This is a genomic window from Marinobacter aromaticivorans (assembly GCF_002806975.1).
Lineage (GTDB): Bacteria > Pseudomonadota > Gammaproteobacteria > Pseudomonadales > Oleiphilaceae > Marinobacter > Marinobacter aromaticivorans.
The window spans coordinates 153,160-166,788 of sequence record NZ_NIHD01000004.1; the positions used below are offsets into that span (position 1 = coordinate 153,160).

The window sequence follows — 13,629 nt, forward strand, 5'->3', positions numbered from 1 at the left end:
ACGTGCCACTGTTAACGCTGGATTCGATTTCCCTGGCCTTTGGGATGCACCCGTTGCTTGACCAGGCCTCACTCAGTATTGAAGCCGGGGAGCGGGTGTGCCTGTTGGGACGAAACGGCGAGGGCAAATCAACCTTGCTCAAGATTGTCAGCGGAGAGGTCATTCCTGATGGCGGCAAGGTGCGCCTTGAAGAGGGCGCCGTGCTGGCCGTTCTGCCACAGAACCTTCCGTCTGATGACTCCAGAACCGCGTATGAAGTTGTTTCCGGCGCATTTCCGGAAACCGGACAGCTGCTGGCGGAGTTCCACACCCTTGCGCAGCAGGCCGATGAAGCCAGCCTTGATCGTATGATGAAGGTTCAGGAACGGATTGAAGCTCTTGACGGCTGGCGGCTTGACCAGAAGGTTACCGCTGTTCTGGCGCAATACGGTATAGATCCGGATCAGCGACTGGACACATTGTCAGGTGGCTGGCAACGTCGGGTGTTACTGGCCAGAGCTCTGGTTGGCGAACCGGATATCCTGTTGCTGGACGAGCCTACCAACCACCTTGATGTGCCCGCAATTGCCTGGCTCGAAGAAGCGTTGGGTGCCTTCCGCGGTGCCATGCTGTTCGTGAGTCACGACCGCGCCTTTATCAGGCGTATGGCAACCCGGGTGGTAGAACTGGACCGTGGGAAACTGGTCAGTTTTGCAGCCTCTTACGATCGTTATCTCGAATTAAAGGAAAAGGCACTGGAGGAGGAAGAGCGGGAAAATGCGCTTTTTGACAAACGTCTGAAGCAGGAAGAAGCCTGGATTCGCCAGGGCATCAAGGCCAGGAGAACCCGTAATATGGGTCGGGTGAGGGCGCTCAAGGCAATGCGTGAGGAGCACCGGCAGCGTCGCGTTCGGGGCGGTACCGCAAGTTTCGCGGTGGAGGATGCTGCGCGCTCGGGCAAGCTGGTTGTTGAAGCCATCGATGCCGGCTTTGCCTATGCGGACGGTACGCCGGTCATCCGTAATATGAATCTCACAGTGCTCAGGGGCGACAAGATTGGTCTAGTGGGGGAAAACGGCACCGGCAAGACAACGCTGGTGCGTTTGTTGTTGGGCGACCTCAAGCCTACAGAGGGCTCCATTCGCCTGGGTACCAACTTGCAGGTTGCCTATTTCGACCAGCTCCGTGGCGAACTGGACCTTGACCGCAATGCTCTCGACAATCTGTCTGAAGGCCGGGAGTTTATTGATATCAACGGTCAGAGCAAGCATGTGCTTGGCTACCTGCAGGAATTCCTGTTTACACCGGAGCGGGCCCGGTCGCCGGTCCGGGTTTTTTCCGGCGGTGAGCGAGCGCGCTTGCTGCTTGCCAAGCTGTTCAGTAAGCCGGCGAATATTCTGGTGCTTGATGAGCCAACCAACGATCTGGACGTTGAAACCCTGGAGCTGCTGGAAGAGCAATTGGCGGAATTTGCCGGAACGGTGATTGTTATCAGTCACGACCGGGAGTTTCTTGACAACGTGGTAACCGAAACCGTGTTTCTTGACGGCTCCGGCGCGGTGCGTGAATACGTGGGTGGCTACAGCGACTGGCGACGCCAGGGTGGGCGTTTTCCGGCAGAAACCAGTGGTGCCCGCCCCGACCGGCACGACAAGGCGGCCAAAACCGGCAAGCAAGTGCGCAACGCAACGCAGAGCACCGCACCTGCAAAAGACGCAAGCAATCAGTCGCAGCCGGGAGGTGGTGCGGCGAACAAATCGAAACCCGCCAAGCTGAGCTATAAGCTGAAGCTCGAGCTGGAGCAGCTACCGGGGCAAATAGAGGCTCTTGAGAAGGAGGTTGCGGGCATTCAGGATCGCATTTCGTCTGCCGATTTTTATTCAGGGCCACCTGAGGAAGTTGCCAAAACCCTGGAGGAGCTGGAGCAGAAGGAGGCTCGCCTGGAAAAAGTGATTGAGAGATGGATGGAGCTTGAAGAACAGGCTCTCAGTTAGGTTTCCCTGAAAACCTTTTTCCGCGCACAATAAAACCCGGGACACTCTGTCTGTGTCGCCGGGTTTTCCGTGCCTGCCGCAAGAGCTTTATCGGATCCTTACCGCCAGTACATCGCATTCAGAACCGTGCAGAACGCCGTTGGCGGTGGAACCAAGGAGCAGTTGGAAGCCCTTTCTGCCGTGACTGCCCACAACCACCAGGTCTACTGCCTGCTCTTTAACCAGGCGGTGAATTTCAGACTCGGGGCGGCCAACCGTCACAATCTGGTTGGCTTTATCCACGCCATACTGCTCACCGTAGACGGAGAGCTGTTCCCGGGCGGCTTTGTCCAACTGGTCCTGAAGCTCGGTCAGATCCATCGGTATGTCGCCACCATAGGCGTAGCCCACAGGCTCTACTACATGCACGAGAATCAGGTTTGCACCATGGGCATCGCTCATGGCTCTGGCTTTTTCAAGAACCTGAGGGGCTTCTTCAGTAAGATCGATGGCAACCAGCATATTCTTGTAAGTAGGCATCCCTAACTCCTTAACGTAACGGCTTTGTTACAGCATAATACGCGAACCTGATCGTGGGAAGGGCCGGGCCCCGCTCAGGCACTTTGCTGGAGCAGGCCGATAGCCATAGTCAGGCTTTCCAGGATACGCTTGGAGTATCTGTCAATTACAAAGCCGACGTTGTTTTCGTTGTAGTTGATGAAAGAGCCGCGAATAAATTGCCATTTGGAGGTTACATCGCTCAATAGCGCCTGTAGCTCGCCATCGCTTTCGCCCTCGTTCAGGTTTTTGAGCAGGGCGTCAAATTCCCGGGCCTGTTCGTCGAGCGACGTTTCTGTTGATGAGCCCTGGAACGTCTGGGAAACGGAAGAATTTGTCCGCACAGCGTATTTCGCCATCATCTGTGCTATTTTCACGGCGCCCATCCTGGCGGCTTCAACTCTCGGGTTGGTACTGGTCTGTGAATTCTCCTGCGCAACCTGATAAAACTCGGTGGCCATATCATTCATCGCCAGCGCCTGGTTGGCCATATCAGCAACAAGGCGCAAATCCGGATAGCCGGTATTGCGCACATCGTTGATATTATCGCGCATCAGATTTTTGAATTTGGCAAACTCATCACTGAGCTTCTCGATCTGCTGGCTGGAAAGCACGCCGCTGGTGCTGTTTGCGAGAAAGTTCATGGCCTCGTTGGCTGCATTGATACCTGCCACGATCTCGTTCAGGGTGTCGGTGCTGCCGCTTCCACTGAACCGGTAATAGGCATCAAGTGAAATATAGTTACTCACGCGAAAAGCATGGAGCTGAGCGAGAAAGTTGTCTGCTTCCTGAGCCTTTACACTCACGGATGTCAACAGGAAGATAAAGAACACGGCGACCAGGGAACGTGTCCGCAGGTGGGTGGTTTCCATCGGATTGTGTCTCCGTAATGCATTTATTATTGTGTACCAAAGTCGTAGATCGAAGGTAAAGTATGTTCCCCGGCCAATCAAGCAGTTTTGCGGGTGCTGGCTGCGGGAAATGTAAATATCTTTGAAATTTGCGTGATGAAGTTCAGGTTTTTTCTTTGATGTATAGTGTAGGCCACTGAAAAACATGGAATCTGATCTGGAAAACCGGAAAAAGAAGTACACATTGTGCCTGTTCACAAAGAAACGAATTGACAAACGGGCTGTTTTTTCACATCGTGTGCCCTCACGATTCAAACGACTGTATGAATTTTTGGTCGATTAATCGGGCAGTGACCGAAATCTCGCTGCATGAAACAGCTCTGACAACTCATCAGACGAGTATGTTCAAAGCTGTCAGCAGTTCCAAACACAGACTGGAGATCAGTTGATGATTTACGAAGGTAAAGCCATCACGGTTAAAGAGATCGAAGGCGGGATCGCTCAGTTGGACTTCGACTTGCAGGGCGAGTCGGTAAACAAGTTCAACCGTCTTACCATTGAAGAGCTGAACGCCGCGACTGATGCACTCAAAGCACAGAAGAAACTCAAGGGGCTGGTGGTAACCAGCTCCAAAGACGGTTTCATAGTGGGTGCCGACATTACAGAGTTTACCGAACTGTTTGCCGGTTCCGAAGAAGATCTGGTTGCCAACAACCTGAAAGCCAATGCCATTTTCAGCGCGGTAGAAGATCTTCCGTTCCCCACCGTTACCGCGATCAATGGCATTGCTCTGGGCGGTGGGTTTGAAATGTGCCTGGCGACCGACTACCGGGTTATGGCACCCACGGCGAAAGTTGGCCTGCCGGAAGTCAAGCTGGGCATCTTCCCGGGTTTTGGCGGTACAGTTCGCCTGTCCCGCCTCATAGGTGTGGATAACGCCGTTGAATGGATTTCCGGTGGTTCAGAAAACCGTGCCGACGCAGCTCTCAAAACCGGCGCTGTCGATGCGATCGTTGAACCGGAAAAGCTGGTGGAAGCCGCTGTTGCCATCATCAATCAGTGCAACGAAGGCAAGCTTGACTACGAAGCGCGTCGTGAAGAGAAGAAAGGCAAGATCAAGCTGAATGCCATGGAAAGCATGATGGCGTTCGAAATCTCCAAGGCGTTTGTCGGTGGAAAGGCGGGCAAGAATTACCCGGCACCGGTAGAAGCTATCAAGGTGATGCAAAAGCACGCTGGCATGACCCGCGACAAGGCCATTGAAGTGGAAGCCAAAGGTTTTGCCAAGATGGCAAAAACCAATGTTGCAGCCTGTCTTGTTGGCTTGTTCCTGAACGATCAGGAACTCAAGAAGAAAGCCAAGGCATGGGGAAAAGAAGCTTCTGATGTAAAACTGGCTGCCGTACTGGGGGCCGGCATTATGGGTGGCGGTGTGGCTTATCAGTCTGCACTGAAGGGCACGCCCATCATCATGAAGGATATTAACCAGGACGGCATCAACCTGGGCCTGAAGGAAGCGAAGAAGCTTCTCACCAAGCGCGTCAGCAAAGGCAGGATGGATGTCGGTAAAATGGCTGATGTCCTCAACAGCATTACCCCAACGCTGAACTACGGTGATTTCAAGAACGTAGATCTGGTTGTTGAAGCGGTTGTTGAAAACGCGAAGGTAAAAGACTCGGTTCTGCGTGAAACTGAAGAGATGGTCCGTGACGACGCCATTCTGACGTCCAACACGTCCACTATTTCCATCGACCTTCTGGCCAAGAATCTGAAACGCCCGGAAAATTTCTGCGGTATGCACTTCTTTAACCCGGTACATATGATGCCGCTGGTTGAGGTGATCCGTGGCAAGAAAACCAGTGACCGGGCGATTGCGACCACCGTTGCTTACGCCAAGGCCATGGGCAAGACCCCGATTGTTGTAAACGATTGCCCGGGCTTCCTGGTGAACCGCGTCCTGTTCCCGTACTTTGGCGGTTTCTCCGGATTGATCCGCGATGGTGCCGACTTCCAGAAAGTGGACAAGGTGATGGAAAAGTTCGGTTGGCCGATGGGGCCTGCCTACCTGCTCGACGTAGTGGGTATGGACACAGCCAAGCATGCCAATGAAGTAATGGCTGAGGGTTTTCCTGATCGCATGAAGGCCGACTTCAAGTCAGCCGTAGAAGTAATGTTCGAGAACGACCGTTACGGCCAGAAAAATGACAAGGGCTTCTATAAATACGAACTGGACCGCAAAGGCAAACAGAAGAAGGTGGTTGATGAGGACACCTACAAGCTGATCGAGCCGGTCGTTCAGGGCAAGGGTGATTTCAGTGAGGAAGATATCATTGCCCGCATGATGATTCCTTTGTGCCTCGAAACCGTTCGCTGCCTGGAAGACGGCATTGTTGAAGACCCGGCTGATGCCGATATGGGTCTGATCTACGGTATCGGTTTCCCGCCGTTCCGTGGTGGCGCTCTGCGTTATATCGACGACATGGGCGTAGACAAGTTCGTTGAACTGGCAGACAAGTATGCAGATCTTGGTCCTCTTTACCACCCGACCGAGAAGCTGCGTGAAATGGCCAAAACTGGTGAAAAGTTTTTTGGCTAACCCTGAACGAGATTTCCGAACGGAGAAAGATCTATGAGCCTTAATCCGAGAGACGTTGTCGTCGTCGATTGCGTGCGGACTCCGATGGGTCGTGCCAAAAATGGTTGTTTCCGTAACGTGCGTGCGGAGACCCTGTCGGCTGCGCTGATCGAAGCACTGTTTGAGCGCAACCCGAAGCTCGACCCGAAAGAAGTTGAAGATGTTATCTGGGGCTGTGTAAACCAGACCAAGGAGCAGGGCTTTAACGTGGCGCGGCAGATTTCCCTGCTGACCCGAATCCCTCATGAGTCTGCAGCCCAGACGATTAACCGTCTGTGTGGTTCTTCCATGAGCGCTATCCATACCGCGGCGCAGGCCATCATGACCGGTAACGGTGATGTGTTCATGGTTGGTGGTGTAGAGCACATGGGGCACGTACCCATGACCGAAGGTTTCGACCACAACCCGGCCGCTTCCAAATACACTGCCAAAGCCTCGAACATGATGGGTCTGACCGCTGAGATGCTGGCCAAAATGCATGGCATCACCCGTCAGCAGCAGGACGAGTTCGGTGCCCGCTCGCATCGTCTGGCCCACGAAGCAACCCTGGAAGGCCGTTTCAAGAATGAAATCGTACCCATCGAGGGTCACGATGAGAATGGCTTCAAGGTGCTGATTGAGCAGGATGAGACTATTCGCCCGGACACCACTGTGGAATCTCTTGGCCAGCTCAAGCCGGCTTTTGATCCCAAGAACGGTACCGTAACGGCGGGTACGTCCTCGCAATTGACTGACGGTGCCTCTGCGATGGTACTGATGTCCGCAGAGCGTGCACAAGCCCTTGGGCTGAAGCCGATTGCGAAGATTCGCAGCATGGCTGTTGCCGGCTGTGATCCCGCAATCATGGGTTACGGCCCGGTGCCCGCAACCAAAAAGGCGCTCAAGCGTGCAGGTCTGAAAGTTGAAGATATCGACTTCTGGGAACTGAACGAAGCCTTTGCCGGTCAGTCGTTGCCGGTCCTGAAAGACCTGAAACTGCTGGGCGTAATGGAAGAGAAGGTTAACCTGAACGGCGGCGCGATTGCTCTAGGTCATCCGCTGGGCTGCTCCGGTGCCCGTATCTCCACAACCCTGTTGAACGTAATGCAGGACAAAGGCGGTAAGCTTGGTGTTTCCACCATGTGTATCGGCCTTGGCCAGGGCATTGCGACGGTCTGGGAGCGTCTGTGATCCGTTAATCGGGCGCAGTAACGCTTTCATGGAAGGCCCGGCATGCGCCGGGCCTTCCTGCTTTCAGGGCAGCGACAGGAAGCCATTTTCAGTACTGAAAAAACCGCGACTGATACAAAGAATGGGTTGTCTTGATATTGCTGACCCTGTAAAACAGTGGGCCTGAACATAATGGCGGCTCCCTGTGTTTTCCAGCCGATTGATTTTACAGCGAGTTTACGGTCTGCTTTTCAGTGACCGATTGTTCGCAAAGGATATAGATCTCCGATATGGGTAAAAGTCTCGTAATTGTCGAGTCACCAGCGAAAGCGAAGACCATCAACAAGTACCTGGGCTCCGAGTTCATTGTGAAGTCGAGCGTCGGGCACATTCGTGATCTCCCTGTCAGTGGCAGCGGGTCCCAGTCTGATCCGAAAGAGCGTGCCAGGCAGGCAGCCGTCACCCGTAAGCTCAGCCCTGAAGATAAAATTGCGCATAAAAAACGCAAGGCCCGGGAGCAGCTGGTTGCCCGTATGGGTGTTGACCCTGATCGTGACTGGAGTGCCCGATACGAAATTCTTCCGGGCAAGGAAAAGGTTGTCAGCGAACTCAAACGGCTGGCGAAATCTGCCGATCATATCTACCTCGCAACGGATCTTGACCGCGAGGGGGAAGCCATTGCCTGGCACCTCAAACAGACCATTGGTGGAGAGCCTGAAAAGTATCGGCGTGTGGTGTTCAACGAAATTACCAAACGTGCCATTCAGGAAGCGTTTGAAAATCCGGGAAGCCTTGACACCAACCAGGTGAATGCTCAGCAGGCGCGGCGTTTCCTTGACCGTGTTGTGGGTTACATGGTTTCACCACTGTTGTGGGCCAAACTCGCCCGGGGGTTGTCGGCAGGGCGTGTGCAGTCCGTCGCGGTGCGTTTGATAGTAGAGCGTGAGCGTGATATCCGCGCCTTCGTTCCGGAAGAGTATTGGCAGTTGTTTGCCGGGCTGGGTGCCAAAGCCAGTGCGCAACCGGTGCGTTTCGAAGTTACCCGTTACAACGACAAGCCTTATCGCCCTGTTAATGAACAGCAGAGCAATAAGCACGTTGAGCGCCTCAAGGCTGGCAGTTTCGAGGTAGCCAAGCGCGAAGACAAGCCGACCCGGTCCCGCCCGGGAGCCCCGTTTATCACGTCCACATTGCAGCAGGCTGCAAGTAACCGCCTGGGATTCAGTGTCAAGAAAACCATGATGCTGGCTCAGCGCCTGTATGAAGCCGGCTACATTACCTACATGCGTACCGACTCCACCAACCTGAGTCAGGACGCTGTTAACAGTTGTCGCGATTACATCAAGGATCAGTTTGGTGACCGTTACCTGCCTGCAAAGCCCAGGGTTTACGGTAGTAAAGAGGGGGCTCAGGAAGCACACGAAGCCATTCGCCCCACCGAGGTAGCCCGTCAGGCTTCTGCCATCAGTGGCCTTGAGAAGGACGCTGAGAAGCTCTATGAGCTTATCTGGCGCCAGTTTGTTGCCTGCCAGATGTCAGAGGCGGAATTCCTCAGTACGTCTATCGTGGTGGCTAACGGCGATTATGAGCTGCGTACCCGCGGTCGCATTATCAAGTTTGATGGTTTTCTGAAAGTGGCGCCTCAATCGGCCAAAAAAGAGGAAGATATTGCCCTGCCCGATATCCAGGTCGGGGAAGCGTTAAGCCTGGAAAAGCTGGAGCCAAGCCAGCATTTCACCAAGCCGGCTCCGCGCTACACGGAAGCGAGCCTGGTAAAAGAACTGGAGAAACAGGGTATTGGCCGGCCATCCACCTATGCTTCGATTATTTCCACCATTCAGGATCGGGGCTACGTACGGCTTCAGAACCGGCGTTTTTACGCAGAAAAAATGGGCGAAATTGTCACTGAGCGTCTGTGCGAGTCTTTCTCCAATCTGATGGATTATGATTTTACAGCCAAGATGGAAGGAGATCTTGATCATATCGCCGAAGGCGAGGTGGACTGGAAGAAGGTTCTCAACGACTTTTATGCCCGCTTCCGCCAGCAACTGGAGGCTGCTGAAACGGAAGAAGGCGAAGGCGGCATGCGCCCGAATACGCCAACGGAAACCAGTATTCCGTGCCCCACCTGCGGTCGCAATATGCAGATTCGCGTTGCCAGTACCGGTGTGTTTTTGGGGTGCTCGGGTTATTCGTTGCCTCCAAAAGAGCGTTGCAAGACCACCATCAACCTGGTCTCCGGCGATGAGGTTGTCAGTGCCGATGATGATGTGGAAGGCGAGGGTGAAACCCGACTGCTGCGCAAGAAGCGTCGCTGCCCGATATGCTCTACTGCCATGGACAGCTATCTGGTGGACGAAACCCGCAAACTCCACGTTTGTGGTAACAACCCCGACTGTTCAGGTTACGAAGTTGAAGAAGGTACGTTCCGGATAAAAGGCTATGATGGCCCCACACTTGAGTGCGACAAGTGCGGCTCCGAGATGCAGTTGAAAACCGGTCGCTTTGGCAAGTACTTCGGGTGTACCAATGACAGCTGCAAGAACACACGCAAACTGTTGAAGAGCGGCGAGCCTGCGCCCCCCAAGATGGATCCGGTTCCCATGCCAGAGCTGAAGTGCCAGAAGGTGGATGACACCTATGTTCTGCGTGATGGCGCCTCCGGGCTTTTCCTTGCCGCCAGCAAGTTTCCCAAAAACCGTGAAACCCGTCCGCCGCTGGTGATGGAGATCAAACCACACCGGGACGAGATCGATCCGAAACATGACTACCTGATGGATGCCCCTGAACGGGACCCCGAGGGCAATCCCACAGTCATCCGTTATAGTCGTAAAACGAAAGAGCAGTACGTGATGTCGGAAAAAGACGGCAAAGCTACTGGCTGGTCTGCGTGGTATATAAATGGGAAGTGGCAACCACGCCAGAAGTGACCTTGTGGAAGCGGCTGATCAAAAAAAAAGAGGGGTAGGCAATTTACTACCCCTCTTTTGGTTAAGCCGGTTTATGTTTTGTTGACCGGAAGCGTCGCAATCTCTGGATCAGCGAGGACGTGTCCCAGCGCCTTCCGCCCATTTCCTGGACATCCCCGTAGAACTGGTCCACCAGAGCGGTAACCGGCAGTGAAGCATTCACTTTACGGGCTTCCTCCAGGCATATGCCCAGATCCTTGCGCATCCAGTCCACCGCAAATCCATGATCAAACTCGCCATCAATCATGGTTCCTGAACGATTCTCCATTTGCCAGGACTGGGCGGCGCCCTTCGAGATCACATCCACAACCTTTCTCACATCAAGATTCGCCTGCTCCGCGAAGTGCAGGGCCTCTGAGAGCCCCTGAACCAGGCCTGCAATGGCAATCTGGTTGACCATCTTGGTCTTCTGGCCACTACCTGCAGGGCCCATCAGGTTCAGGGCCCGGGCATAATGTTGAAGCACCGGCTCGGCTTTTGCGTAATCGGGCTCGGTGCCCCCACACATGATGGTGAGCTGGCCGTTTTCAGCCCCTTGCTGGCCTCCTGATACTGGTGCATCTATAAAACCCATGCCCGCCTTGCGTGAGGCTTCGGCGAGTCTCTCGGCTACGCCGGCGGAAGCGGTGGTATGGTCCACCAGAATGGCGCCGGGTTCCGCATGGGCCAGAATGCCTTCACTGCCTTCGTAAACTGCGATGAGATCCCTGTCAGCGCCTACGCAGGTCAGAACAAAATCAGCGCCTTTGACGGCGTCCTCAATGCTCTGGCATGCAGTTCCCGGGTAGTCTCTGGCCCATTGCCGGGACTTTTCTGCTGAGCGGTTCCAGACTCGCACGGTCAAGCCTGCCCGTGCCAGGTGGCCCGCCATGGGGTAGCCCATTACACCAAGACCGATAAAAGTTGCTGTAGTCATCAGTTTCTCCTTGAAGATGTGTAGAGCTTAACTTAGCACAGAGTTCGTGGCCTGCCGGTGTAAAAAGACTGGTAGCCAAATGTCCAAAAAAAAGGCCGCTGAATCAGCGGCCTCGAAACTGACAGGGCTCTACTTCTGAGGGTAATCCCGCGCGGTTGAGCCAGTGTAAAGCTGACGCGGTCTGCCAATGCGGTAATCGCCACTCACCATTTCATTCCAGTGTGAGAACCAGCCGATGGTACGCGACATGGCAAAAATAACCGTAAACATGGACGTGGGGATGCCCATGGCTTTGAGGATAATGCCGGAATAGAAGTCCACGTTCGGGTAGAGTTTGCGCTCCACGAAGTACTCGTCTTCAAGGGCAATCTTCTCCAGGCGCTGTGCTATTTTCAGCAGCGGATCGTTTTCAAGGCCCAGCTCGCCCAATACTTCATGCGCTGTCTCAGCCATGACCTTGGCGCGCGGATCGAAGTTCTTGTACACCCGGTGGCCAAAGCCCATCAGGCGGAACGGGTCGTCTTTGTCCTTGGCCTTGGCGATGAACTTTTCAATGTTGGATTCGTCGCCGATTTCAGCGAGCATTTCCAGTACCGCCTCGTTGGCGCCGCCGTGAGCCGGGCCCCAGAGCGCTGCAATGCCGGATGCAATGCAGGCGTAGGGGTTGGCACCCGATGAACCTGCCAGCCGAACCGTGGACGTGGAGGCATTCTGTTCGTGGTCTGCATGCAGAATAAATATCCGGTCCATGGCTTTCGCCAGAATCGGGTTTGGCTCGTAGGTCTCGCAGGGAACGCCAAACATCATCTGCAGGAAGTTCTCAGCGTAGGAAAGATCATTCCTTGGATACACAAAAGGCTGGCCAATGCTGTACTTGTAGCACCAGGCCGCAATGGTCGGCATCTTGGCGACCAGACGATGGGCTGTGATTTCCCGTTGATGCTCGTCGGTAACATCCATCTGGTCGTGATAAAACGCTGAAAGCGCTCCGACCACACCGCACATGATAGCCATCGGATGCGCATCCCGGCGGAAACCGTGGAAGAAATTACGCATCTGGTCATGGAGCATGGTGTGATTCTTGATGGTTTCGTGGAACTGCCTGTTTTCCTCAGCGGTGGGTAGCTCGCCCTTGAGGAGCAGGTAACAGACTTCCAGATAATCCGAGTGCTCTGCGAGTTGCTCGATCGGATAACCCCGGTGCAGAAGTACGCCGTTTTCACCATCAATGTAGGTGATTGCCGACTCGCAGGAGGCTGTGGAAACAAACCCCGGGTCGTAAGTGAAAACGCCGTGCTGGACCAGGCTTCGTACGTCAATAACGTCAGGGCCTACGGTGCCGGAATAAACCGGTAGCTCAATGGACTTGTCTCCCACCGAGAGCGTGGCTTTCCTGTCGGTCATAGTGCTCTCCTGTTTATCAGCTCTGGCAGCGCCGGCTGCCTTTTATAGTTGCGCGAGAAGTCGCGTATTATCGCAAAACTGGCGGCAAAATATAGGGCGTTGCCTTTTTTTGTCAATGAAAGAGTGCGGAAACCGCGTGATTGAGTCCTTGTTGTAAATCAGGGATATCACGAATAATGCCGTCTGCTGCCAAAAAAAGCATTTGTCAATACGCCTAATAGCTTGCTGTGTTAAGGTTTTAGTCGGAATTTCGCACCGGTTGCGCGTTTGTAATTATACGGGCGCCTCCTTATAATCCGTAGCCCGGAATCGGGGATTCATCGTCTTGGGTGCTTGTGCGTAGCAAGCTACCTGGTTGGTGTCCGCCCTCCTGAACCATTCGGTTGTCGGTTTCGTATCGAACATCCGAGCCTAACATACCAACCATCCGCCACCGGTTTTCCGGTCCCGCGGCATCAAGAGAGAGTGTGAGAGCGCTGTGAATAGCAAACGACCAGTAAATCTCGATCTCGGCAAGTTTCATTTTCCGCTGCCAGCCATTACGTCCATATTGCACCGCATCAGCGGCATCATCATTTTTGTTGGTGTTGCGTTCCTGCTTTACGGGCTTCAGCTTTCCCTGTCGGGGGAAGAAGGCTTCAGCCAGGTCAGTGAACTGCTGAACAGCTTCCTTGCCAAGCTGATTGTCTGGGGCATCCTGTCTGCTCTGCTGTATCACCTGGTTGCAGGTATCAAGCACCTGCTCATGGACATGGGTATCGGTGAAGAGCTGGAGAGCGGGCGTGCAGCCGCGAAGATTACCATTGCAGTTTCCGTCATCCTCATCGTTCTGGCAGGAGTTTGGGTATGGGCATGAATAGTGTGACCAATCTTGGTCGTAATGGTATCCAGGACTGGATCATCCAGCGGGTCTCTGCCTATGTATTAGCCTTTTACACGCTGTTTCTGATCGGTTTTTTTGCGACAACCGATGTTGATTACCAAACATGGTCGGCATTGTTTGATCAGTCGTGGTTCAAGATATTTACGCTGCTGACCCTTCTTTCGATCGGTGCCCATGCTTGGGTTGGACTTTGGACGGTTTCCACGGACTACATCAAATCCGCGATGCAGCGTTTTCTCTTTCAGGCAGCGTTCATGCTCGTGATTTTCGTGTATGTGGTCTGGGGTATTCAGATTATTTGGGGGCTTTAAT

The 13,629-nt window shown here is 54.0% G+C and carries 10 protein-coding genes; 6 read left to right on the forward strand and 4 right to left on the reverse strand.

The genetic code is table 11. The features are described 5' to 3' along the window. Positions 1-2 precede the first annotated feature (2 nt). Positions 3-1,973, forward strand: coding sequence for an ATP-binding cassette domain-containing protein (locus tag CDH48_RS08210; RefSeq protein WP_100688254.1), 1,971 nt, complete (start codon positions 3-5; stop codon positions 1,971-1,973). Positions 1,974-2,060: 87 nt separating this feature from the next. Here the strand turns inward: CDH48_RS08210 and CDH48_RS08215 are convergent, their stop codons facing one another. Both CDH48_RS08215 and CDH48_RS08220 read right to left on the reverse strand, forming a co-directional pair. Further along, a complete protein-coding gene (locus CDH48_RS08215; protein ID WP_100688255.1) occupies positions 2,061-2,492 on the reverse strand; it encodes a universal stress protein in 432 nt (143 codons plus the stop codon). Positions 2,493-2,566: 74 nt separating this feature from the next. Further along, complete coding sequence (locus CDH48_RS08220) at positions 2,567-3,382, reverse strand: hypothetical protein (protein WP_100688256.1); 816 nt, start codon at positions 3,380-3,382, stop codon at positions 2,567-2,569. A gap of 427 nt (positions 3,383-3,809) precedes the next feature. On the opposite strand from CDH48_RS08220, the gene fadB reads away from it, so the two are divergent. The 3 genes from fadB to topA all read left to right on the forward strand — a co-directional run bounded on the left by fadB (position 3,810) and on the right by topA (position 10,075). Then, a complete protein-coding gene (gene fadB, locus CDH48_RS08225) occupies positions 3,810-5,957 on the forward strand; it encodes a fatty acid oxidation complex subunit alpha FadB (RefSeq protein ID WP_100688257.1) in 2,148 nt (715 codons plus the stop codon). Positions 5,958-5,990: 33 nt separating this feature from the next. Further along, positions 5,991-7,166, forward strand: a complete 1,176-nt coding sequence (gene fadA / locus CDH48_RS08230; protein WP_100688258.1) for an acetyl-CoA C-acyltransferase FadA — start codon at positions 5,991-5,993, stop codon at positions 7,164-7,166. 269 nt (positions 7,167-7,435) lie between these two features. Next, positions 7,436-10,075: a type I DNA topoisomerase gene (gene topA / locus CDH48_RS08235; RefSeq protein ID WP_100688259.1), complete on the forward strand. Its 2,640-nt coding sequence runs from the start codon at positions 7,436-7,438 to the stop codon at positions 10,073-10,075. A 61-nt stretch (positions 10,076-10,136) separates the two neighbouring features. On the opposite strand, the gene CDH48_RS08240 is transcribed toward topA, so the two are convergent. Both CDH48_RS08240 and gltA read right to left on the reverse strand, forming a co-directional pair. Further along, a complete protein-coding gene (locus CDH48_RS08240; protein WP_318276860.1) occupies positions 10,137-11,048 on the reverse strand; it encodes an NAD(P)-dependent oxidoreductase in 912 nt (303 codons plus the stop codon). 111 nt (positions 11,049-11,159) lie between these two features. Beyond that, positions 11,160-12,434, reverse strand: coding sequence for a citrate synthase (gene gltA / locus CDH48_RS08245; RefSeq protein ID WP_100688261.1), 1,275 nt, complete (start codon positions 12,432-12,434; stop codon positions 11,160-11,162). A 478-nt stretch (positions 12,435-12,912) separates the two neighbouring features. Between gltA and sdhC the strand changes: the two genes are divergently transcribed. Further along, positions 12,913-13,290, forward strand: a complete 378-nt coding sequence (sdhC, locus tag CDH48_RS08250) for a succinate dehydrogenase, cytochrome b556 subunit (RefSeq protein WP_100688262.1) — start codon at positions 12,913-12,915, stop codon at positions 13,288-13,290. Further along, positions 13,281-13,628 carry a succinate dehydrogenase, hydrophobic membrane anchor protein gene (gene sdhD, locus CDH48_RS08255; RefSeq protein WP_227521010.1) on the forward strand — a complete coding sequence of 116 codons (348 nt, stop codon included), beginning with the start codon at positions 13,281-13,283 and terminating at the stop codon, positions 13,626-13,628. The genes sdhC and sdhD overlap by 10 nt, the downstream gene beginning before the upstream one ends. Position 13,629 lies beyond the last annotated feature (1 nt).